Below are 20,537 nucleotides of genomic sequence, written 5' to 3' on the forward strand. Positions count from 1 at the left end.
GAACTATACACCTCAAAAAAAACTTTGTCAAACATCTTTTGGCCTATTCTTTACCAACAACAACTCAGCCATCAGACTACAAAAGAAAAATAACCTTTTGACAAGATAGCCACAGATGCAATAGAATGCGCAGTTCTTGTGTTCTAGACATTATCGAACACCAGATAAATTAACCCTATTGATATAACCCCACATGGAGTTGAGTATGTACGCGGTCATAAAAACCGGCGGCAAACAATATAAAGTTGCTGTTGGCGAAAAATTAAAAGTAGAACAGATACCTGCCGAACTCGACAGCCAAATCGAACTGACTGAAGTTTTGATGATTGCTGACGGCGAGTCTGTAAAAGTAGGCGCACCTTTTATTGAAGGCGCAAAAGTGACAGCCAAGGTAGTGGCTCATGGCCGTGGCGAAAAAATCCGCATTTTCAAAATGCGTCGCCGTAAACACTATCAGAAACGCCAAGGCCACCGTCAGAATTTCACCCAAATTGAAATCGTGGCCATCGCCTAAGTTTTTAACCCAATTCAGGAGTATCAAACATGGCAAGTAAAAAAGCAGGCGGCAGCACCCGCAACGGCCGCGATTCAGAAGCCAAACGCCTGGGCGTAAAAGCCTACGGTAACGAGCTGATTCCTGCCGGTTCCATCATCGTTCGCCAGCGTGGCACCAAGTTTCATGCAGGCAACAACGTAGGCATGGGTAAAGACCATACCCTGTTTGCCAAAGTGGACGGCTACGTAGAATTTACCGTAAAAGGCGTACACAACCGTAAAACCGTTAACGTGCGCCCCTACACTGGCGCCGACGAATAATTAACGGCTAGCCTAATCTCAGGATGCTACTTCAGGTAGCATCCTTTTATTTTGCTCAATCAAATTATCCTGGCTAACACCCTCATTTAGCACACAAGCATTATCCGCCATCAAAAATCTGCTTAACTACCAACTGCTATAATCCTGCCATCTTTAATTTTCAGGTAGCCTCACCATGTCCATCACCCCTATTCTAGCCATCACCTCCGGCGAGCCTGCCGGCATAGGCCCAGATATCTGTCTTACTTTAGCTCAGCAGGCTTTGCCCTGCCGCTGCGTTGTATTAGCCGACAAACAACTCCTCGCCGAACGTGCCCGTCAACTCGGCTACGACACCCCCCTTGCCGATTATCACCCCAACCATCCGCCTGCCCCTGGCGCACTGGAAGTTTTACACATTCCCCTCACCGCCCCCTGCCACACCGGCCAACTCAACTCCTCCAACGCCCGCTACGTACTCTCCCTGCTCGATCGTGCCTATAGCGGCATTCACCAAGGTGAATTTGCCGGCATGGTAACCGCCCCGTTGCACAAAGGTATCATCAACGACGCCGGCATCCCCTTCAGCGGCCACACCGAATACCTCGCTGCCATCAGCCACACCGAACAAGTCGTCATGATGCTGGCCGGCAACGGCCTGCGCGTTGCCCTTGCCACCACCCACCTCCCCCTCAAAGACATTCCTGCCGCCATCAACCGTCTACTATTGCACTCCGTGTTGCACATTTTGCACACCGACCTGCAAACCAAATTCGGCATTACTAAGCCCACCATCCTCGTGGCCGGGCTCAACCCCCATGCCGGCGAACAAGGTCATCTTGGCTGGGAAGAAATCCAAATCATTGAACCCGAATTACAATCCCTGCGCGAGCAAGGCCTCGACGTACGCGGCCCCTATCCCGCCGACACCCTGTTTCAGCCATTCCTGCTCAAAGATGCCGATGCCGTGCTCGCGATGTATCACGACCAAGGCCTACCTGTACTCAAATATGCCTCCTTCGGCCAAGGCGTGAATATCACCCTTGGCCTGCCCTTCATCCGCACCTCAGTCGATCACGGCACTGCTCTCGACCTAGCCGGCACCGGCCGTGCCGACCACGGCAGCCTGCTCACCGCCATTCAAACCGCCCTCGATATGGCCGAACACTGGCAACACCACCGCACGCCATCATAGCCGTATACTATCAGGCACAAAGGCTACCTGAAAATCTGCCACTCATGCAGCAGTCTTAAAACTTTCAGGTAGCCTTCCTTTTAATCTATCTACATGATATAAAAACACTTCCACGCATACAAAGGCTACCTGAAAAAATCTGCAACACTTCCAACCAGCAATCAGCCTCCCCATTGGCAAAATCATTGAACCCAGTGCGCTTTTTCCCTATAATCGACACCCTTGTATGTAAACCTGACCTCTGCCACCTATGGCCACACCCTTCATCGAAATGCAAAACGTCGCCTTTGCCTATAGCGAACGCCCCATCCTGAACAACGTTAGTTTTCAGGTAGCCCAAGGCACGTTTGCCGCCGTGATGGGTGGTTCAGGCAGTGGTAAGACCACCCTGCTGCGCCTGATTACCGGCCAAATTGCACCCACTTCCGGCCGCGTGCTGATTAACGGCCGTGACCTTGCCGCATTCAACGCAAAAGAGTTGTACCAACATCGGCGCAATATGGGCGTACTGTTCCAATTCGGCGCACTGTTTACCGATTTATCCGTATATGAAAACGTGGCTTTCCCGCTGCGCGAGCAAACCGACTTGCCCGAAGAAATCATCCGCGACTTAGTGCACCTGAAGCTCAGCGCCATCGGCCTGCACGGCACGGAAAACCTGATGCCGGACGAGCTATCCGGCGGCATGTCCCGCCGCGTTGCCTTGGCGCGTACCATCGCCCTCGACCCCGCACTGATGCTGTATGACGAGCCATTCACCGGCCTCGACCCGATTTCGCTGGGCGTAATTGCCGACTTGATCAGCAAAATCAACCGTGCCCTGCGCTCCACCAGCATGATGGTTACACACGATGTGCCGCGCTCGCTGCAAATTGCCGACCAAGTAATTTTCCTTGCCCACGGCGAAATCCTATTTTCAGGTAGCCCGGAAGAAATGCGCAGCCTCGATTCACCGTGGATTACCCAATTCATCAATGGTCTGCCTAATGGCCCGGTTGCCTTCCGCTATCCGGCCGAGAGCGGCATACAACAAGTTTTGCTCAATAGCTAAATTATGAATTTTTTCCGAACCCTAGGCGCGAAAACGCTGGATTTCCTGCAGGAGCTGGGCAAAACCACCCTATTCCTGTTTGCCGTACTGGCACGCTCCGGCACGCTGCTGCCACGCCTGCGGCTGGGCATCCGCCAGATGTATTTTACCGGCGTGCTCTCCATTATCATCATTGCCGTATCAGGGCTGTTCGTGGGCATGGTATTGGGTTTGCAGGGCTACACCCAGCTGGCCAAATTCAAATCGGCCGATATTTTGGGCTATATGGTGGCCGCATCGCTGTTGCGCGAACTGGGGCCGGTACTGGCCGGCATTCTGTTTGCCAGCAGCGCGGGCGGTGCGATGACCAGCGAAATCGGCCTGATGAAAACCACCGAGCAGCTGGAGGCGATGAAGGTAATGGCGGTCGATCCCGTTGCCCGCGTGGTGGTGCCGCGTTTTTGGGCAGGTGTGATTTCTATGCCGCTTCTGGCTTCTATCTGCAATGTGGCCGGCATTTACGGCGCCTATCTTATCGGCGTGCGCTATCTGGGCTTGGACGGCGGCATTTTCTGGTCACAGATGCAGGCGAATATCGATGTGGGCTACGATGTAATAAACGGGCTAATTAAATCGGTAGTGTTCGGCGTAGCCATTTCGCTGATTGCCGTGTATCAGGGCTTCCACTGCCGCAGCACGCCGGAAGGCATCCTGCGAGCCAGTACCCGCACCGTGGTGAGCAGCGCGCTCACTGTTTTGGCCTTGGATTTTGTTTTAACCGCCATCATGTTTATCGGATAACCGGATTATGAAAAGAAGCACTTTAGAACTTTGGGTCGGCGTTTTTGTGGCCTTAGGCATTGCCGCTGTGGTATTTTTATCACTGCGCGTGGCCGGCGGACAAACGGTTTCCCGCCAGTCATCCTACACTGTTTCCGCCAGCTTTACCGACATCGGCGGCTTAAAGGTAAAAGCCCCGGTAAAAGCTTCCGGCGTGGTGGTGGGTAGGGTATCCTCCATCCAACTCGACCCGAAAACCTACCGAGCCAATGTGAGCCTGAATATCGACAGCCAATACCGCTTCAGCACCGACGTTTCTGCCGAAATCCTCACTTCCGGCCTGTTGGGCGAGCAATACATCGGCCTGCAGCAGGGCGCAGAGGAAACCGAACTGAAAAATGGCGACTCCATCGAAATCACCAGCTCTGCTTTGGTGCTGGAGCAGTTAATCGGCAAATTTATGACCAACACCGTAGAAAAAAACGGCGCAACACAATAAACACACTACAATATTTTCATTTTTCACTGAGAAAGGAAAACATCAATGAAAAAATCCGCACTCACAGCCGCCCTGAGCATCGGCATCATGAGCATCGGCCTGGCCTTCGCTACGCCGCAACAGGCCGTGGCGCAACTCAAGCAGAACAGCACCCAAGTGCTGAACATCTTGCAAAACGCCAAAAACAACAACGATGTGCAAGTTCGCCGTCAGGCCGAAAACTATGCCATCCCCTATTTCGACTTTACCCGCATGACCGAGCTGGCGGTGGGCGCCAACTGGCGCAACGCCACCCCGGCGCAGAAAACTGCGCTGACCGAGCAATTTAAAACCCTGCTCATCCGCACCTACTCCGGCACCATGCTACAATACCGCAACGCTAATGTAGTTATCCGCGAGAACGCCGTTCAGCGCGGCAACAGCATTATCGTTACCGCCGACATCACTCCCTCCGGCGGCAAACCGGTAACCATGGACTACACCATGTACCAAAGCGGCGGCAAATACCGCGTTTATAACGTGGCCGTAGAAGGCGCCAGCCTGGTAACCGTGTACCGCAGCCAGTTCAACAACACCATCGCGCAAAAAGGCATCGACGGCCTGATTCAAGAGCTGCGCAGCAAAAACGGCAGCTGAATCCATGCACAGCGAATGCCGCGATGAAACCGTGTACCTCAGTGGGGAAGTGACCGTTGCCACGGTAACTGCCCCGCTGTTCCACGCCTATTGCCAACAGCTGGGCTACCTGAAAAACAGCCCTGCCCCCGCAATCGATTTCTCCGGCGTCAGCCAAGCCGATTCCGTCTGCATTTCCCTCATGGCCACCGCCAAACGCAGCCGCCCCGAAGCCGCTTGGGTGTTCCGCGGCCTGCCCGCCGGCGTGGCCGCTTTGGCCGAACTGTATGAAGTAGGCGGCTGGATAACATCATGAAAAAACTGCTCACCCTCACCCTGCTCACTATCGGCCTCTCCGGCAATGCCTTGGCCGAAGGCGTCGCCTACGACCCCTATGAAGGCTACAACCGCTTCATGTTCGGCGTAAACGACCGCATCGACCGCCACTTCCTTTCCCCCGTGGCACGCGGCTACCGCGCCGTTACCCCCCGCCCAGTGCGCAGCGGCATCAGCAACTTTTTCAATAACCTGCGCGACATCGTGAGCGTGGGCAGCAACCTATTGCGACTCAACATTTCCAAAGCCGGTAGCGACCTGGTTCGCGTGGGCATCAACACCACCTTCGGCTTCGGCGGCCTTATCGACATCGCCGGTGCCGCCCAAATGCCCAACAACAAAAACACCCTCGGCGACACCTTCGCCAGCTGGGGCTGGAAAAACAGCAACTACTTCGTCTATCCCCTGCTCGGCCCCAGCACCGTGCGCGATGCACTGGGCAACACCATCACCGGCGTTTATTCCCCCGAAAAACTCGCCTTCGGTAACGGCGCCGGCTACTGGGCCGCCACCGGCGTGAAAACCCTCGATACCCGCGCCAACCTGCTCGACCTCACCGACGGCGTGAACCAAGTTGCGCTCGACCGTTACACCTTCATCCGCGATGCCTACATGGCCGCCCGTGCCAAACAAACCGGCACCACACTGCCCGGCAGCGAAGACGACTACGTGCCCAGCTTTGAAGAAGATAGCGGCAACACCGGCAGCGAAGCCATAACTACTGCCGAGCAACCCGCCGCTGAACCAGCCACCACCGCGCAACCGTCTGCCGAGCCCACAGCAAACTCTGTCGTCCCCGCTGCCAATACTCCAGCAGATAACACAAACAGCGGTCGCCCGGCCCCCAATACCATCCACGAAGAAATCATTAGTCGCTAAAATTACCATCCTTCAGATTTTCAGGTAGCCTTTCCACAAGCAGCAAAGGCTACCTGAAAAACAAAGGCTACCTGAAACCCTTTTCCCCCAACGCCTCATCAAAGGAGCGCATCATGTACGAAATCAACCGCAGCGTATTCCGGCTGGTGCCGCTACAGCCGTTTTGGAACTGGCTTACCGCCCTGCCCGGCGCCGAGCTCGACGACCTTACCCTCGAAGATCTGCAAAACAACGCCAACGCCTACCTCACCAACCCCTGCGATGACGGCGAAGAAGTGTGGGCAGAAATCAAATCCCAAATCGACACCATCTTCGCCGCCGAACTGGCCGACTGGTGCGAAGACGAAAGCCAATGGCCCGATTTGCACCCCGACATCTTTGCCGAATGGTTCGACATCCAACTCTCCCCCATCCTCTGCGATTTGTCCGCCCGCGAAGTAGAGCGCGAACCCTTCCAACCCCTGTAAAACCAACGGCCGGCAGCCTGCACGCCGGCCATTTCCATCCCTGCCATGCCACACCACACCCACCTCACCGTACGCGGCTACCACCTCGACGTATACCGCCACGTAAACAACGCCCGCTATCTCGAATTCCTCGAAGAAGCCCGCTGGGACTATTTCGACCACAACGGGCTGGCCGAATTCTTCCGCAACAGCCGCTACGGCATGGCCATCGTCCACATCGACATCCACTACCGCCGCGCCGCCCTCCTCGGCGACCGACTCGATATCGAAACCGCCTTTGCCCAGGCTGACGCGCGCCAAGCCGTGATCAGCCAAACCATCCGCAAAACCGGCAGCCCGCGCATCCTCGCCGAAGCCCGTGTCAGCTTCATGCTCATCGACCAGACCACCGGCCGTGCCATCCGCTTCCCCGCCGAACTGCAGCAAGCCATTGCCGCCCATATCCCATCCAACCCCGCAGAACCCGCCTCATGAAAAAATACCTCGGCGCCTTCCTCCTGCTGGCCGTGCTCGCCGCCGCCGGCTACATCCTGTTCGCTCCTAAACGCCAAAGCGCCCCCGCCTTCGCCCTGCCAAACCTGCAAGGTCAAAACGTGGATCAAACCGCCCTGCACGGCAAAGTTACCCTCATCAACTTCTGGTTTCCTTCCTGCCCCGGCTGCGTAACCGAAATGCCCAAACTCATCCGGATGCACCAAGACTACCAAGGCAAAAACTTCCAAATCATCGCCATATCCATCTCCGTGCCGAGCGACCCCCTGCCCGTAGTGCAAACCTACGCCCAAACCCACCGCCTGCCCTTCATCGTGCTCCACGACGCACAAGGTCACACTCAGCAGTCCTACCAAGTCATCGCCGCCCCCACCTCCTTTTTGGTGGACAAAAACGGCCGCATCGCCAAAACCTATGTGGGCGAGCCCGACTTCACCGAAGTGTACCGCCTGGCCGACCAACTGCTCGCTGAATAGACAGCACAATATTTTCAGGTAGCCTTCCTCCGAGGAAAGGCTACCTGAAAACGTCTTCATTATTTCAATACTACTTTAGCTATACATTTTTTATGTTATAGTTACACTGCTTTACATTCCGACGTACAATCCAGTCCACAACAAACTCTGCCTTTTATAACAAACGGTTGCCTTCAACCGCACAATTAGGAGTTGTATTATGAAATTTTCGTCTTTATCCGCACTATTGCTTACTGCCTTTGCCCTGTCTGCCTGCGGTAGCGGGGGTGGGGGCGGAGGTGGTGGAGGCCCAACCATCCGCCTAATCGAGCCACCGCTAGGCCCAGGTGTTGTCCCCCGCTCCGTCAGCTACATCCAACTTAATGGCTCCAACTATGCTAGACTAACCACCGGAGCCGTAAGATTTGCCAGAAATGGCAATATTAACTCTTTTGATATCATGGATCCGGTAACACACGCATGGCGGTCTATCGACATCATCCCCGCTGGAATGTCTTCTGGAGGATTTATTACGTTGAGAGATAACAACGGCATCTTCCGTTATGTTGATGGTGGCCAATTCCTCACCCATACCCGCTTTGGCTATGTCCGCGATACAGACGGTAGTGGCTACTTGATGGCGCAAGGTGAAAAAGCTGTAAATATGCCACATACCGGTTCAATCACCTACAATGGCAGAGTCGTCCACACCGAAAACTCCGGCCGCATGGAGGAAGGCACAGTCAGACTATTCGCACACTTCGATAGAAACGTCATTGGCGGACACGTAACCGTTCCCTCCCGAGGAGAATTCTACTTGGGAGCTACCTCCATCCAAGGTAATGAGTTCCACTCAGGGCTATATGATGGGGTCGGTTTTGCAGGGGCATTTTACGGCCCTAATGCCGAAGAGGTCGGCGGCACTTATTACAAGCGCAATCTCTATAACAGCGCAGACGAATTTAACGGTGCATTCGGCGCCAAACGCTAACTTCCAGTACTACCACACAAAAGCTACCTGAAACTCAATCCGGCAGCATTTTTGCAACGCCGATATTTTCAGGTAGCCTTTATTTTCAGATAGCCTCCATCCACCCAAGGCTACCTAGGGAAACAACCCCAACAACACAACTAATCATCCATCCACACAATGAAACCTCAAAAACGCCCCCTCGACGGCGTCCTCCTGCTCGACAAAGCCACCGGCCTCTCCAGCAACAGCGCCCTCCAGCAAGCCCGCCGCCTCTACCGTGCCGAAAAAGCCGGCCACACCGGCGTGCTCGATCCGCTGGCCACCGGCCTGCTCCCCATCTGCTTCGGCCAAGCCACCAAATTCGCCCAATATCTGCTCGATGCCGACAAAGCCTACTTCGCCACCCTCCGCCTCGGCCAAGCCACCGATACCGGTGATGCCGAAGGCAGCATCACCGTCACCAGCCACACCGAAATCAGCCAAGCCGAGTTTCAGGTAGCCTGCCAGCAGCACCTCGGCGCACATCAGCAGCTGCCCCCCATGTATTCCGCCCTCAAGCACCAAGGCAAACCCCTCTATCAATACGCCCGCCAAGGCATCGATATCCAACGCCAGCCCCGCAACATCCATATCCACGACATCCAAATCCTCCGCTTCCAATTCCCCGAAGCCCAAATCAGCGTGCAATGCAGCAAAGGCACCTACATCCGCACCCTCGCCGAAGACATCGCCAAAAGCGCCCATACCCTGGCCCATCTTACCGCCCTGCGCCGCACCGCCACCGCCGGCTTCCAAATCGAACGCAGCCACAGCATCGAAAGCCTTGCCGCGATTACCGAAGAACAGCGCGATGCCTTGCTGCTGCCCTGTGATGCATTGGTGCAACATCTGCCGCAGCACACCGCCAGTGAGCAAACCATCCGCGCCCTACGCTTCGGCCAAACCCCTGCCGCCCCGCCGGAGCTGCCAGAAAACACCCCCCTGCGCATCTACGCCGCCAACCGCGAATTCATCGGCCTCGTCACCAGTCAGCAAGGCTACCTGAAAGCCTTGCGCCTGATGAGCACGCAAGCCGACTGAATTAGGCCAACCCCATATTTATGCTAGAATCACGCGCTTTGTTATCTCACGTTCTCCAAGCCATGTCAGCCAACCATCGCTGCACGCGATACCCGGTCAGCAGGCCGAGAACCTTCTCAACACAAGGAATAAGAATGAAAGCACAAACCCTACTGGCCATCGCCATCACCGCCCTTGGCTTGGCTGCTTGCGGCAGCGGTGGCGGCGGCAGCCCGATCGACAACGGTCGCAACGGCCCCAACCCCAACAGTCCGATCAATCCCAACGATCCCAATCCGGGCGGCGGCAATCCTCCTCCCCCTCCCGCTAATCAGCGTACCGGCAAGGCCATCACCCTGTCGTCTAACGGCTATCAGCGCATCAGCGAGCAGGCTCTGTCCTTCACCCAGCAAAACTTTGGCGTGCTGAAGGTAGATGGTCAAGAACTGAATATCATCCCTCCCAACATGTCTGCCGGCGGTCTGCTCAACATGCAAGCACGAAACACCGCTCGCGTAGGGCAAGTGATGACTCAATCCAGCTATGGCTATGTCCGCGAAGGAACGGGTGCTCAGGGCTATATGTTCTCACAAGGCATCGTAACCTCAGCCAACGACATGCCTACCAGCGGTACATTTAACTATTCCGGTTATGCCATTCACGCCCCAGTGTCCAACCAAACCAATGCCCAGATTGCAACCGGCGCGGCCAACTTCAATGTTAATTTCGGCAACCGCACCATCAGCGGCACGCTTACTCCCAACAACACAGCCGTTGTATTGGACAACGGCATCATTAACGGCAACAGCTTTAGCGGCACGGCCAACTCTGGCGCGAAATTCAGCGGCCACTTCTATGGTGGCCATGCCGACGAAATGGGCGGCACCTACTACAAACAAGGTGAGTACACCGGCGCTTTCGGCACACGGAAAATCAATCCTTAATCAATCCGGCCGAAACGCTTTTGCTGTGCAATTCAGCCAAGCAGCAACACAACAGGCCACCTGAAACTTTTTCAGGTAGCCTGTTTTTTATTACGCTTTAATCCGGCAGGCGGCTATCATTCATCCGCTTCCGTTTCAAACAACAACTTCAGCGTTTGCAAAGCCTGCCCGCCGGCCTGCAAAGCCTTACCTGCCGCTCCGTGTTTGATAACCGCCAGCAGCACAAAAGCCCCATCGTGCGCCGCACTGTTAATCACAATCCCCACTTCCTCTCCATCGGCCTCCACCTTGCTGCCAACGGCTACAGGCATAGCGCTGCGGCACACCGCCATGCCGCGCCGTACTTGGCCGCGATACTGCGCGCGGGCGATGATTTCCTGCCCCGGATAGCAGCCTTTTTTGAAATGTACGCCGCCGAGCAGGTGCTGATTCAGCATTTGCGCCACACAGCTTTCCACGGTGAGCTGCGAAATCCACGGCCGCCCCTGCAAAATTTCGGCAGCCTGCCAGGCTTCGGCAGGGTGGTCGGCATCGGGCAGCGGCACGGAGCTGAGCAAGATGCGGTTGCCACCGGCCAAAACCAGCGTAATCAGCCCGTTATCGCCTTCTTCGGCGACAAATTTGAGCGCGGCGGCATCCGCGCCCGTATCCGCACCGCTTTGGCCGTACACCTGCCAGGCGCTGTCGGTGTGGAACACCGTTTTGCTGCGTAGCACAAACATCCGCAGCCGCTTTATCGTGGCTTCCAGCAAATCCGCCGCCATCACCAGCAGGAAACGGTCGGCACGGCGCAGCACCAGCATATTGGCCAACACCCGCCCGCGCGGCGAATTGTAGGTGGCGAAACAAGCCTCGCCCGGTTGTAAATCCAAAATATGGTTGGAAAGCTGGCTGTGCAGAAATTCGGCGGCATCCGCGCCGCTTACCTCCGCCACGCCGAAAAAGGGCAGTTTGCAAAGTGTGTGCATGGTTTTCTCCTGTGTTTCCGTGAATTATAGTGGATTAAAATAAGCATGTTATGGCGCTGGCTCGCCTTGCCGTACTAGCTGTACTATCTGCGACCAGCCTTATCCCGATTTCAACCCAATTCACGACACCTGATTGAGTCAGTAATTCTTCTCGCCAAAAAAGGCATAAGTTGCATCGTGGAACAGCTCGCTTTGTGCGCTGTCGGAATATTCCAGCCGCGCCAGTTCATCATCAAAGCCCGCACGCACTGCCTCCAACACATCTTGCGCCATATCCGGCGGCAGGCTGCGCAGCAGGCTTTTCAACGCGCTGCCCAACACCAGGTTTTGCACGCGCAAAGCCTCGCAGCTTTCTTCCAAATAGCTGATTCTCTGATTAATTTCTTCCATAGCATTCTTCCTTTCCGCCACAGGCCACGCGGCCGGGCAACGAGGCGGATTATAAGCTCAAGCCCGGCGCTTGGACAGCCGCCACCCGCAGAGGCATATTTTATGAAATAATCAATCATCAAGACGGCTGCCATAGATAAATACATACTGTATAAATAGAATTCATCTTTTAGCAGCCGTTACATTTCCGCAATTTTTAGAAGTGTTCCGCAAAACGCTATTTCAGCGGCTTGAGAATTTTACCGCGCCGGATATAGATTTTTGTCATCTGCTCAGAGGCATGGCCAAGTTGGTCAGAAGCGCTGCGGGTATCGGCAGCCAGGTAAATGTCCGTGGCGGCTTTAGCCCTCAAGTCGCGGAATTGGAATGCGGATAACTCTTTGGCCAGTTCAGGCCGCTGCTGCATGACGGTTTTTCTCAACTCTAAAAATTTCCTGCTTAGGGCGGCGCGGGATAGCGGTTTCCCGTGGCTGTTGAGAAACAGGTAGCCGTTATCTTGGTGGATACGGTCGATGATTTCTTTGAGCTTGCCGCTGATTTCAAAACGTAGTTTAGCACCTGTTTTCTGCTGGCTGATATGCAGGATGCCTTCGTGGATGTGGCTGCTGTGAATGCCGACTATATCAACAGGGCGCTGGCCGGTGATGTAGGCGATGTCCATTAAATCGCGCATCTGCTGGCTGGCAGCCTGATAGACGGCCTGATACAGGTAATCCTCAATATAAACCTCACGGCGCTTCTTACTGTGCTTCTTGACGTTGCGGCAGGGGTTTTCTTTGCTTGTCCAGCCCTGCTCTCTGGCATAGTTAAAGATGGCGCTGAGATAACCGATTTCGTTGTTGGCGCCGCTGGGTGTGTCTTTGCGCCAGTCGAGATAACGGCGGACGTGTGCCGGTTCGATTTCATCCAATGGCGCCGGGTTCTCCCCGCCGAAAAACTTAGACAGCTTGCGCACGGCGTTGTTGGCGCCGGAAATGGTGTTGCGGCTGCGGTGGCTGATGATATTCTGCAGGTAGCGTTCGGCGGCAATAGGGAAGGTAACACGGGCGGACTTGGGCAGTTTGGCTGCTTCGAGTTTGCTCCACTCTTGGACGGCGGCAATGTAGTCCGTGCCAAGCGGGATTTCTTTGCGCCGTCCGTTCTCGTCTCGTCCGTCGTAGAAGTAGTAGACGGTGGTTTTACCGTTTTTGCGGGTGCGTTTGCGTGCCCGCATTCTGTCGGGAAGGTTGCTGTTGGTGCTTCGTTTCCTGCCCATGATTACTCCCTCCTAGACTGCCGGCTGCCACCTGGGCTTGTCCGGCTTGTGTTTTTGCGGTTACGCCTTCGCTCGTTATCTTGGCTTCCCGTATCTCGTATTCAGGCTTGCCCACCAGCTTCAGCCATATTTCAAACCGGTACTTTCTGGGCTTGTCAAAGATGCGCTTGCGTTTCACGGGGTCGGCGAAGTCGCCGAACATCTCGGCGATTGCATGGAATTCGCGGTAGGTATCTGCACCCACCAAAGGAAAGGTGCAGTAGCCGCGATAGGGCTTGGACGGTTTCTTCTTCCTGCTCCGGCTCACGGCTTAATCTCCAAAATTAAAGCCGCATTACGCGGCGGGGTTTGTGGTGGGTGGGGCGGGAAGCGGTTGCCAGTGGGTTACGCGGTTATCTTCCTCCTCGCCGTAGAACCAAAATACCTCTTCATTGCTTGCCCATGACGAGAAAATTTCTCCGCGCTCGGTGCATATCAGTACGGTAGTATCGATTTCAGGCAGCCTATCCTCCACGCTTATCCATTCGGATTGTGCGGCTCGGGCTTGCCACGCCCGCCATGCGAACTCAATGTGGTCATAGGCGTAACGACCGTCTTTTTGCTTTTGGCAAGGGTCGATTGGCACCGGCGGTGCTTGGTTCGATATCCACCACTCAAACGCTTTGCGCTCTTGTTCGATTCTTTCGGGTGTCATCACACATCCTCCTCTTTCACAAACACGCCATCTTTCATTACGCCCCGCCTGTCCTTTATTTCGTCATAGGCTTGGGCGATGCAATCTTCTATCTGTAAACCGTTCTGTGCAGCCAGGATAGTCAGCACGACTACGCAATCGCCGATGCTGTCAGCTATACAGCGGCGCGGGCGGCCACGGGAAATATCGGCGGCTAGTTCGCCGGTCTCTTCTACGAGCTTGGCCAGCTGTCGGAAACTATCGCTGCCTGCGATAAGGTTGCGGGCTTCTGCCCATTCTCGGATTTGGGTAAATGTTTGGGTCATGATTATTCCTTTGCTTCTGCTGCCTGCTCCTGCATGGCGGCATCTATCGCATCGCGCAGGCTGTCATATTCGTCTGAGCACCAACCTGGCAATATAACTTTGCCAATTTCGTTTGCTGGATCGGCCAACCAGTCTAGGCGGGCGGTGTCGGGGCGGGGGATGAGTTCCAAATGTTCGGGTCGTGCGACAACGTTATAGTCGCCACGGGTATTCATCACATAAACTGCATCGTCCGAAGCGTTAATGACTACGCACTCCCCTAATCCTAGGGTTTTATCTCGCACACGGTCGCCAAATTTAAATTGCTGTGTCATGGCTTGCTCCTAAAATGGGATTGAATCGTCGATTTCATCTTGCGGCACGGGCGCGGCGGCTTGCCCTCTTGTATCCCGCTAGGGCTTGGCTCGTGCGGTCTGTTTCGTGATTCGTTGGGGCATATTAAACACCATGTTTACACATAACGCAACACTTTGTTTAAATATTTTGTGTAGTTTTTGCGTATATGTTTAATTTTGTGTTACATTTATTTTCGTGGACAACAAAAAAGCCGCTTAATGGCGGCTTGTCACGACAATGTATTAGACAGAAGGGTATAATTCAGCTTATGAAAGCGAATATTCGTACACAAAAAATAGAAGCGGTAGATTTATTTTGCGGTGCCGGCGGCCTAACTGCCGGACTATTACAGGCAGGTATTGTGGTAAAGGCTGGTTATGATATTGAAGCTTCCTGTGCGTTTGCGTATGAACATAATAATACGGGTGCGCGGTTTGTGCTTAAAGATGTACAGCAGGTAACGGCTGAAGAGGTTGAGGCGCATTATTCGCCTGGCACGATTCGATTGCTGGCAGGCTGCGCGCCATGCCAGCCGTTTTCTACCTACAATCAAGGACGGGATGTGCGCAACGATAAAAAATGGCCGTTGATGTATGCGTTTGCACGTTTAATCCGCGATGTGATGCCGGAGCTAGTGACGATGGAAAACGTTCCTGATGTGACCAAGCATAAGGTGTATCACGATTTTGCAGCAGAATTGGAGGCGTTGGGCTATCAGGTTTGGGCAGGCAAGGTGTTGTGTGCGGATTATGGTGTGCCGCAAATGCGTCGACGTCATGTGTTGCTGGCCTCACGTATTGGCCAGGTAGCCATGCTGCCACCGACACATGCGGGGCAGCATGTTACTGTGAGAGAAGCAATTGGTCATTTACCCCCTCTAGCAGCTGGAGAGAGAGATGAGCAGGATGCGCTACATCGCTGTGCCGCTTTGTCTGATCTGAACCTGCGGCGTATCCGCGCTTCACGTCCTGGCGGAACATGGATGGATTGGCCGAAAGAACTACGCGCGGCTTGTCATCGCAAAGAAAGCGGTCTTAGCTATCAACGGGTGTATGGGCGAATGGAGTGGGACAAGCCGGCACCTACTATGACCACATTGTGTGTAGGTTTTGGTAATGGCCGCTTTGGCCATCCAGAGCAAGACCGAGCTATTTCTTTGCGGGAGGCGGCGATTTTCCAGAGTTTCCCAGAGGGGTATTTGTTCACAGAAAAATTCGATGCCCCTATGCGGGATATAAGCCGTATGATTGGTAATGCGGTACCGGTGGCATTGGGTGCCGCTGTGGGCAATAGCCTCCGTGCTAGTTTGGCCTAAATTTTACTCAGCAGTTCATCTAGTTTATTGACATGCTCATTTTGTGCTAAGTAATCTTGGTAGCTTTTTTGTGCATTACTGATCAAAGCATCATAATGCACAATACGGCTTCCAGGTGACACTCCATGCAGTGTATCTTTAACTCGGTCAGGGTTGTTTATCTCATCATCTAAATGGGTCCCGATAACAAAAATTACCTCAATATTAGGATTTTTAAGACCATCTGTCTGTAGTAGGATTTTTTTTAGTTTTTCAACATAAATAGTCCCTTGCTTTGCTAAGTCATATAAGTCAAGTTTTCGATCCGCCTTCTTTAACTCGATAATTAAGTGTTTATTCGCTGTTGTTCGATAGGCAATATCCACTCGCCCCAAAGCTTCCTCGCTGGTCATGTCTTTTGTTTTGATGCCGCTATCTATTAGGCGTGATTCCATAACTTGTGTATTTTCTACTCGCTCCCATGATGGATCTAGCAACCATAGGTGCTCAAACAGATATTGTTGCAGCACTTTTTCTTTTTGCCTGGAGTCAACTAAGTCATGAAAGTTTTTAATTGTCTCTAGACGTGTTCGCACTATATCTCCATAAAGTGAATCCTCGATGGCATCTTTACTTGCAAAAAAGCGAATCAGCCCATCTATAGAACCATTAAGTGCTTGTAGAAATTCGGCTGTACTTTGTTGCCTCAAGCGCATTCTTTCAAAAGCTAAAATACCGTGCCGGTATAGAGTTTTTTTGTCTTCTCTATTATCAATAGATAGGGCACTTAAATTGTTGATTAGCTTATAAGCATCTTGTTGATATATTGTTGGAAGATTGTTTACCCAAGCTTGCAGCGCGGGTATTTCTTTCCGTGCGGTTTCCCCATCGTGCTGTTTGCGCAAACTGGACCATTTCTTTTCTATGGCATTGAGAGTGCTACGCATAAATGCTAGCAATGCCTGATAGCGCGGATCGGCTTCCTGAATACGCTGGCGATCGCTAGTGGCTATATCTGGCTGATCATTATCGTCCAAGAAGTTAGCTTCTATCTGGCCAGTAAGGTATTTAGTGTAGAGGCGACCATCGTTAATCTTATCTAGTATGTTTTCATGAAATAAGCGACCGCGGGACAGAACAATAATAGTATTTAGGTTACCCATGTCTTTGCTGTTTAGTTGTTTAGGCAATTCGGCAGTACCTAGCCAACCAGCTATTTCCCAATCTGGGTGCTCAGTGTGCCACTCTTCAAGCTTATTAGGTAGAATAGTCTCTTCTATAATATTGGTGTAGTTACTGGTATTTAGATTATTAGTACCTTTCAGCTTCCATAAGAATTGCGTCTGAGCTAAATCATCACGATCATTGAGGGTAATTTTTTCATCATTGATAGTAATGGTAAATTGTTCACTGAATACAGAAAATCGGCGTGCTAGCCTTTTCTTAAGACTGCTGATGGTACTATTCATTCTGCTCCGGTTGATGTTTTCTAAGCGAATAAATGTTCCTTTTTCGATCTCAATATTTTCTTGGCTAACCGGAGTAGGTTTATACGAGTTTTCGTGTTTTTCAATAGATTCCTTTATGGATTGTGTATCCATAGTGAGACCATGTGGCAAACCGTCTTTACCTATTGAATGGATTGTTATATTGTTTGCTATGGAAAATAATGATAGCTTTCCTAAACCTTTACGTCCCATAACATGCCTGCCTTTGGCTGTAATCTTTCCATAAGGGTCTTTCTCATCTTGCCGACGACGGTAACCAACCTTGAGATATTTCTCGTTCATTTCCTGTATAGTCATGCCTTTACCATCATCTTTTATTTCGATAAACTGACATGGCGTACTCTTATCTATAATAATTTCAAGATGTTCAGCATCTGCATCCCAGGCATTAGCCACGATTTCAGTTAAAACTGCCGCCAGATTGCTATACAGATTGATACCCAAGTGATCTAGTACATTTAAATCTACAGTCATGCGGTATTGTGAAAACATAATTTTCTCTTTCCGGTAGTCTGAATCAATATTTTTCTCTATCTTCAATATAGTAGTTAAGAATATTAAGAACGGCTGAACACTAGTCCAACACGCTCCACCAAAACACGCGGCCTATGACTTGGATACCTTCTAAGCTGGCTTCCTCTTCCGGATAAACGGCCTCGTTATGGCTTTTGATTTTCACGCGGCCACCAGGTAGGCGACTGAGGTATTTCACGCGGAATAGGTCGTCATGGCGGAAGGCGTAGATTTTGCCGTCTTTGATGGCATTGTCGCCGGTATCAACGGCAATGGCCGCCCCGTCAGCTATACGCTCTTCCATGCTGTCGCCGGTAAGGGTGCAGCAAAACACGTTATCGGGCTGGATGCCTTTGCGGCGCAGCGTGGTCTTACCAAATGGCAGGCGGAAGCCGTTGTAATCCGGGATTTCAAATGAGCCGTGGCCGCCGGTAAAAGTGCTCTCTTTGAGGTAGGGGGCGAAGGTATAATCTTCCTCGGGCAGCGGGTCGTTGCTGCTCCACAAGGCCGGGCGGTGGATGCCGGTTATCTCGTCTCCTTTTGGCGGCTCGTGCCGCATCTCTCCAACCCCAGAATTCAACCAGACTGGGGATATCCCCATAATTCTTTGAATATCAAGAAATCCTTGCTTTGATATGCCGCGCGTTTCCCAATTCTTCACGGTTTGGGATGAAGCGTTGAGAACCCGGGCAATCTCTGATTGCTTGTCTATCCCATGCAGTTCTTTGGCTGCTGCATACAGCCGTTCCATTGTTTTATCCATAGCTCGTATTTTCTAACGAATTAAACAAAACGTGTTATACAAGGTGTTTGACTTTTGTTTAAACGTAGTGTTTAATAATGCCAGTATTTGTGTAAGAGGTAAGCAAAATGAATGCTGAACAAGTAATTTCTAAGCTGGGCGGCTCTGCTGAAGTTGCCCGGCTGATGGGCTACCCGAAACATATCGGCACACAGCGCGTGAATAACTGGAAAAAGCGCGGCATCCCGGCCAGGGTAATGCTGGAACGTCCTGATTTGTTTCGGAGAGTGGCAGGCTAGGCCATGACTGAATTATCAATGGAAGTCATCACAAAGGCACACAAGCTGCAAGCTGCTGTTTTGAGAATGCTTGCGGATAAATCACAGCACGAAGTCGCGCTGCTGCTTGGTATGGATGATGCCACCGTGAGCCGTTGGAAGTCTGACGAATGCGGGCTAATACGGGCGGCGCTAATGATTGCGGCCTGTGGCGGCAAGGTGGTGGCTGAAGATGCTGTGGTTGTGAATGCCGAAGAATACCGGCTGATGTGCCGCATCTCGGCTGAATACTTTGCCAGCCGCGCGGATAGGTAAAAGAAAAGCCCGCTGGGCGGGCTGTGGAATCACGCTTCTTTAACCGGGGTGCTGGCTGTAGTGGATTTAACTAGGTCTATCGAATGGGAACAACTTTGTTTGGATGCGTAGCCTTCGGAACTGACGGCAATGACTTCGTGATTACCGGCTTTCAACCGCCAGCGCCATTCATTACGGGCATCTCTATACATTTCGAAATACATAAAGGAACTCCTTATGGATTATGCAAAAAACGAATACACGTTCTCCTACCGTTTCAAAGGCAGGATGTGGTCATTAAGCATTTGGGCGGACAGCCCGGAGGAAGCTAGGGAAAAACTGAGGGCTGCGGCCACCGCGCGTTATGACGGGCAAATCATGCAACGGATTTATGTGCCGGTCAAGGTGGCTTGGTTACAGCGGCTCCGGAAGTGGTGGGGCGAATAAAGAAAAGCCCGCACGGGAATGCGGGCAAAGGAGTTAATTAAAGAAAGGTTCGGAGAGATTATGACAAACAAAATAAAACAAAGCAAGGCTGAATGGCTTTGGACACAGCTGCTGACGGTATCGCTGAAATTGGGGCTGCCGTTGTCATGGTGCAATTTTTGCAGCCGCAAGATGTGTGCGGCAGTAGGAGCGCGGAAATGAAACAGCGCATTGAGGATTGGCTGCGGGAGCGGCGGATTGAGCAGATTGGGCGGCGGTTGGTTGCTGTACAGGATCGAGACGAGAAGTGCCGGCTGTATGAGTTATTCCGCGCAGAAATTGCCAACCGTTCGCCGCAACAGATTGCGCGAATGATACGCCGATCACAAGAGGCTTTGCGCCGTGAGGGGGTGCTATGAGTATGCAACTGATGGCTTATGCCATGTCGTTGAAAGTAGGCAACGCCCCAGCAGCGGCCAATCGGATACCAGCCGGATACCGGACAGGATGACATCGTTTTCAGCGTTCTCTAGCGATAACGTCCACATTGCTTCATCATCGTTCCACGCCAGATGCAGAAAACAGGTCATCTCATCCAGTTCAGCTTCGACAATGAAATCGTTCTGGTTTGCGAAGGGGATTTTTATCATTTCCCAAACTCTGTTATTGATGAGAATTTCGTTCTACCTTGTACCGCTGTTTGGGCTCGTTGCTGCGCCTGTGGGCTGGGCGTGGTGTTTGCCGCCTGCCGCCCGGCAGCCTGCCTACTGGTAACGCGACCGGCCGGTTTCCGTGTTTCCCCCGCCTTGCCAGCCGCATTCTGCCGCACCTTGCCGGGCGGAATATCCGCCTTCCGGGTTTTGGCTTTGCGGATTTTGGTCAGGCTGATGCTGATATGCAGTTTCTCGCCGTCGTCCGCATTGCGCGAAATATCGCAGCTCTCCATAGCAAATTCAGGGTAAACGTCTAAGCCAGTAACAACAGTAATCGGCTGCCGCTGCTCGTTAATCACACG

The 20,537-nt window shown here is 52.7% G+C and carries 32 protein-coding genes; 20 read left to right on the forward strand and 12 right to left on the reverse strand.

Going from position 1 to position 20,537, the window contains the following annotated elements:
- The first annotated feature begins 205 nt into the window (after nucleotides 1–205).
- The 15 genes from rplU to HMPREF2796_RS00690 all read left to right on the forward strand — a co-directional run bounded on the left by rplU (nucleotide 206) and on the right by HMPREF2796_RS00690 (nucleotide 10,519).
- Nucleotides 206–514: a 50S ribosomal protein L21 gene (gene rplU, locus HMPREF2796_RS00620; RefSeq protein ID WP_023887837.1), complete on the forward strand. Its 309-nt coding sequence runs from the start codon at nucleotides 206–208 to the stop codon at nucleotides 512–514.
- A gap of 29 nt (nucleotides 515–543) precedes the next feature.
- The gene (gene rpmA, locus HMPREF2796_RS00625; RefSeq protein ID WP_023887836.1) at nucleotides 544–816 is read left to right on the forward strand and encodes a 50S ribosomal protein L27; all 273 of its coding nucleotides are present in this window, start codon (nucleotides 544–546) and stop codon (nucleotides 814–816) included.
- A gap of 175 nt (nucleotides 817–991) precedes the next feature.
- A complete protein-coding gene (gene pdxA / locus HMPREF2796_RS00630) occupies nucleotides 992–1,990 on the forward strand; it encodes a 4-hydroxythreonine-4-phosphate dehydrogenase PdxA (protein ID WP_070630222.1) in 999 nt (332 codons plus the stop codon).
- A 250-nt stretch (nucleotides 1,991–2,240) separates the two neighbouring features.
- Nucleotides 2,241–3,041, forward strand: coding sequence for an ABC transporter ATP-binding protein (locus tag HMPREF2796_RS00635; protein ID WP_070630223.1), 801 nt, complete (start codon nucleotides 2,241–2,243; stop codon nucleotides 3,039–3,041).
- A 3-nt stretch (nucleotides 3,042–3,044) separates the two neighbouring features.
- Nucleotides 3,045–3,821 (forward strand): lipid asymmetry maintenance ABC transporter permease subunit MlaE, encoded by a 777-nt coding sequence (gene mlaE, locus HMPREF2796_RS00640; RefSeq protein WP_049258653.1) that lies wholly within the window; start codon nucleotides 3,045–3,047, stop codon nucleotides 3,819–3,821.
- A gap of 7 nt (nucleotides 3,822–3,828) precedes the next feature.
- Nucleotides 3,829–4,299, forward strand: coding sequence for an outer membrane lipid asymmetry maintenance protein MlaD (gene mlaD, locus HMPREF2796_RS00645; protein ID WP_067441829.1), 471 nt, complete (start codon nucleotides 3,829–3,831; stop codon nucleotides 4,297–4,299).
- Nucleotides 4,300–4,344: 45 nt separating this feature from the next.
- The gene (locus tag HMPREF2796_RS00650; RefSeq protein WP_003823429.1) at nucleotides 4,345–4,935 is read left to right on the forward strand and encodes an MlaC/ttg2D family ABC transporter substrate-binding protein; all 591 of its coding nucleotides are present in this window, start codon (nucleotides 4,345–4,347) and stop codon (nucleotides 4,933–4,935) included.
- Between the two features lie 4 nt (nucleotides 4,936–4,939).
- The gene (locus tag HMPREF2796_RS00655) at nucleotides 4,940–5,230 is read left to right on the forward strand and encodes an STAS domain-containing protein (RefSeq protein ID WP_023887830.1); all 291 of its coding nucleotides are present in this window, start codon (nucleotides 4,940–4,942) and stop codon (nucleotides 5,228–5,230) included.
- Entirely contained in the window at nucleotides 5,227–6,129 is a 903-nt protein-coding gene (locus HMPREF2796_RS00660) for an MlaA family lipoprotein (protein ID WP_070630224.1), read from the forward strand. The genes HMPREF2796_RS00655 and HMPREF2796_RS00660 overlap by 4 nt, the downstream gene beginning before the upstream one ends.
- A 113-nt stretch (nucleotides 6,130–6,242) precedes the next feature.
- Nucleotides 6,243–6,596, forward strand: coding sequence for a hypothetical protein (locus HMPREF2796_RS00665; protein WP_003823433.1), 354 nt, complete (start codon nucleotides 6,243–6,245; stop codon nucleotides 6,594–6,596).
- A 45-nt stretch (nucleotides 6,597–6,641) separates the two neighbouring features.
- Nucleotides 6,642–7,070 (forward strand): acyl-CoA thioesterase, encoded by a 429-nt coding sequence (locus tag HMPREF2796_RS00670; protein WP_070541471.1) that lies wholly within the window; start codon nucleotides 6,642–6,644, stop codon nucleotides 7,068–7,070.
- A complete protein-coding gene (locus tag HMPREF2796_RS00675) occupies nucleotides 7,067–7,564 on the forward strand; it encodes a peroxiredoxin family protein (RefSeq protein ID WP_070630225.1) in 498 nt (165 codons plus the stop codon). Before HMPREF2796_RS00670 ends, HMPREF2796_RS00675 begins: the two co-directional genes overlap by 4 nt.
- A 199-nt stretch (nucleotides 7,565–7,763) precedes the next feature.
- The gene (locus tag HMPREF2796_RS00680) at nucleotides 7,764–8,534 is read left to right on the forward strand and encodes a transferrin-binding protein-like solute binding protein (RefSeq protein ID WP_070630226.1); all 771 of its coding nucleotides are present in this window, start codon (nucleotides 7,764–7,766) and stop codon (nucleotides 8,532–8,534) included.
- Between the two features lie 159 nt (nucleotides 8,535–8,693).
- A complete protein-coding gene (gene truB / locus HMPREF2796_RS00685; RefSeq protein ID WP_070630227.1) occupies nucleotides 8,694–9,596 on the forward strand; it encodes a tRNA pseudouridine(55) synthase TruB in 903 nt (300 codons plus the stop codon).
- A gap of 134 nt (nucleotides 9,597–9,730) precedes the next feature.
- A complete protein-coding gene (locus HMPREF2796_RS00690) occupies nucleotides 9,731–10,519 on the forward strand; it encodes a Slam-dependent surface lipoprotein (protein WP_070630228.1) in 789 nt (262 codons plus the stop codon).
- A gap of 116 nt (nucleotides 10,520–10,635) precedes the next feature.
- On the opposite strand, the gene HMPREF2796_RS00695 is transcribed toward HMPREF2796_RS00690, so the two are convergent.
- From HMPREF2796_RS00695 to HMPREF2796_RS00720, 7 genes are all read right to left on the reverse strand, one after another.
- Nucleotides 10,636–11,487 (reverse strand): CAF17-like 4Fe-4S cluster assembly/insertion protein YgfZ, encoded by an 852-nt coding sequence (locus HMPREF2796_RS00695; protein WP_070630229.1) that lies wholly within the window; start codon nucleotides 11,485–11,487, stop codon nucleotides 10,636–10,638.
- 138 nt (nucleotides 11,488–11,625) lie between these two features.
- A complete protein-coding gene (locus HMPREF2796_RS00700) occupies nucleotides 11,626–11,877 on the reverse strand; it encodes an NGO1151 family protein (protein WP_049257693.1) in 252 nt (83 codons plus the stop codon).
- A gap of 217 nt (nucleotides 11,878–12,094) precedes the next feature.
- Nucleotides 12,095–13,090, reverse strand: a complete 996-nt coding sequence (locus tag HMPREF2796_RS00705; protein ID WP_168166243.1) for a tyrosine-type recombinase/integrase — start codon at nucleotides 13,088–13,090, stop codon at nucleotides 12,095–12,097.
- Nucleotides 13,056–13,439 (reverse strand): hypothetical protein, encoded by a 384-nt coding sequence (locus tag HMPREF2796_RS11590; protein ID WP_246826855.1) that lies wholly within the window; start codon nucleotides 13,437–13,439, stop codon nucleotides 13,056–13,058. The genes HMPREF2796_RS00705 and HMPREF2796_RS11590 overlap by 35 nt, the downstream gene beginning before the upstream one ends.
- Nucleotides 13,440–13,466: 27 nt before the next feature.
- Nucleotides 13,467–13,826: a DUF551 domain-containing protein gene (locus HMPREF2796_RS00710; RefSeq protein WP_070630231.1), complete on the reverse strand. Its 360-nt coding sequence runs from the start codon at nucleotides 13,824–13,826 to the stop codon at nucleotides 13,467–13,469.
- Complete coding sequence (locus HMPREF2796_RS00715) at nucleotides 13,826–14,131, reverse strand: MazG-like family protein (protein WP_070630232.1); 306 nt, start codon at nucleotides 14,129–14,131, stop codon at nucleotides 13,826–13,828. The genes HMPREF2796_RS00710 and HMPREF2796_RS00715 overlap by 1 nt, the downstream gene beginning before the upstream one ends.
- Before the next feature lie 2 nt (nucleotides 14,132–14,133).
- The gene (locus HMPREF2796_RS00720) at nucleotides 14,134–14,445 is read right to left on the reverse strand and encodes a hypothetical protein (RefSeq protein WP_070630233.1); all 312 of its coding nucleotides are present in this window, start codon (nucleotides 14,443–14,445) and stop codon (nucleotides 14,134–14,136) included.
- Nucleotides 14,446–14,735: 290 nt separating this feature from the next.
- Between HMPREF2796_RS00720 and HMPREF2796_RS00725 the strand changes: the two genes are divergently transcribed.
- The gene (locus HMPREF2796_RS00725) at nucleotides 14,736–15,782 is read left to right on the forward strand and encodes a DNA cytosine methyltransferase (RefSeq protein ID WP_070630234.1); all 1,047 of its coding nucleotides are present in this window, start codon (nucleotides 14,736–14,738) and stop codon (nucleotides 15,780–15,782) included.
- Here the strand turns inward: HMPREF2796_RS00725 and HMPREF2796_RS00730 are convergent.
- Entirely contained in the window at nucleotides 15,779–17,761 is a 1,983-nt protein-coding gene (locus tag HMPREF2796_RS00730) for a BbrUII/HgiDII family restriction enzyme (protein ID WP_070630235.1), read from the reverse strand. The two genes, HMPREF2796_RS00725 and HMPREF2796_RS00730, sit on opposite strands and share 4 nt — an antisense overlap.
- Nucleotides 17,762–17,843: 82 nt before the next feature.
- Nucleotides 17,844–18,545 carry a S24 family peptidase gene (locus tag HMPREF2796_RS00735; protein ID WP_070630236.1) on the reverse strand — a complete coding sequence of 234 codons (702 nt, stop codon included), beginning with the start codon at nucleotides 18,543–18,545 and terminating at the stop codon, nucleotides 17,844–17,846.
- 107 nt (nucleotides 18,546–18,652) lie between these two features.
- On the opposite strand from HMPREF2796_RS00735, the gene HMPREF2796_RS10950 reads away from it, so the two are divergent.
- Entirely contained in the window at nucleotides 18,653–18,823 is a 171-nt protein-coding gene (locus HMPREF2796_RS10950) for a helix-turn-helix domain-containing protein (protein WP_141749116.1), read from the forward strand.
- 3 nt (nucleotides 18,824–18,826) lie between these two features.
- Entirely contained in the window at nucleotides 18,827–19,117 is a 291-nt protein-coding gene (locus tag HMPREF2796_RS00740) for a CII family transcriptional regulator (RefSeq protein WP_064104283.1), read from the forward strand.
- Between the two features lie 29 nt (nucleotides 19,118–19,146).
- Here the strand turns inward: HMPREF2796_RS00740 and HMPREF2796_RS10645 are convergent, their stop codons facing one another.
- Nucleotides 19,147–19,320, reverse strand: a complete 174-nt coding sequence (locus HMPREF2796_RS10645; RefSeq protein ID WP_081253958.1) for a YegP family protein — start codon at nucleotides 19,318–19,320, stop codon at nucleotides 19,147–19,149.
- Between the two features lie 13 nt (nucleotides 19,321–19,333).
- Here HMPREF2796_RS10645 and HMPREF2796_RS00745 point away from each other — a divergent pair, with 13 nt between their 5' ends.
- Both HMPREF2796_RS00745 and HMPREF2796_RS11280 read left to right on the forward strand, forming a co-directional pair.
- Nucleotides 19,334–19,543, forward strand: a complete 210-nt coding sequence (locus HMPREF2796_RS00745) for a hypothetical protein (RefSeq protein ID WP_064084453.1) — start codon at nucleotides 19,334–19,336, stop codon at nucleotides 19,541–19,543.
- Nucleotides 19,544–19,635: 92 nt separating this feature from the next.
- Nucleotides 19,636–19,941: a hypothetical protein gene (locus HMPREF2796_RS11280; RefSeq protein WP_070630237.1), complete on the forward strand. Its 306-nt coding sequence runs from the start codon at nucleotides 19,636–19,638 to the stop codon at nucleotides 19,939–19,941.
- Here the strand turns inward: HMPREF2796_RS11280 and HMPREF2796_RS00755 are convergent.
- Nucleotides 19,936–20,172, reverse strand: a complete 237-nt coding sequence (locus HMPREF2796_RS00755) for a phage baseplate plug family protein (RefSeq protein WP_070630238.1) — start codon at nucleotides 20,170–20,172, stop codon at nucleotides 19,936–19,938. The genes HMPREF2796_RS11280 and HMPREF2796_RS00755 overlap by 6 nt on opposite strands.
- Nucleotides 20,169–20,537: phage baseplate protein (locus tag HMPREF2796_RS00760; protein ID WP_210385326.1), on the reverse strand; the 369-nt coding region annotated here is incomplete at its 5' end. The genes HMPREF2796_RS00755 and HMPREF2796_RS00760, both read right to left, overlap by 4 nt.

Origin of the sequence: Eikenella sp. HMSC071B05 (assembly GCF_001811325.1) — a bacterium.
Lineage (GTDB): Bacteria > Pseudomonadota > Gammaproteobacteria > Burkholderiales > Neisseriaceae > Eikenella > Eikenella corrodens.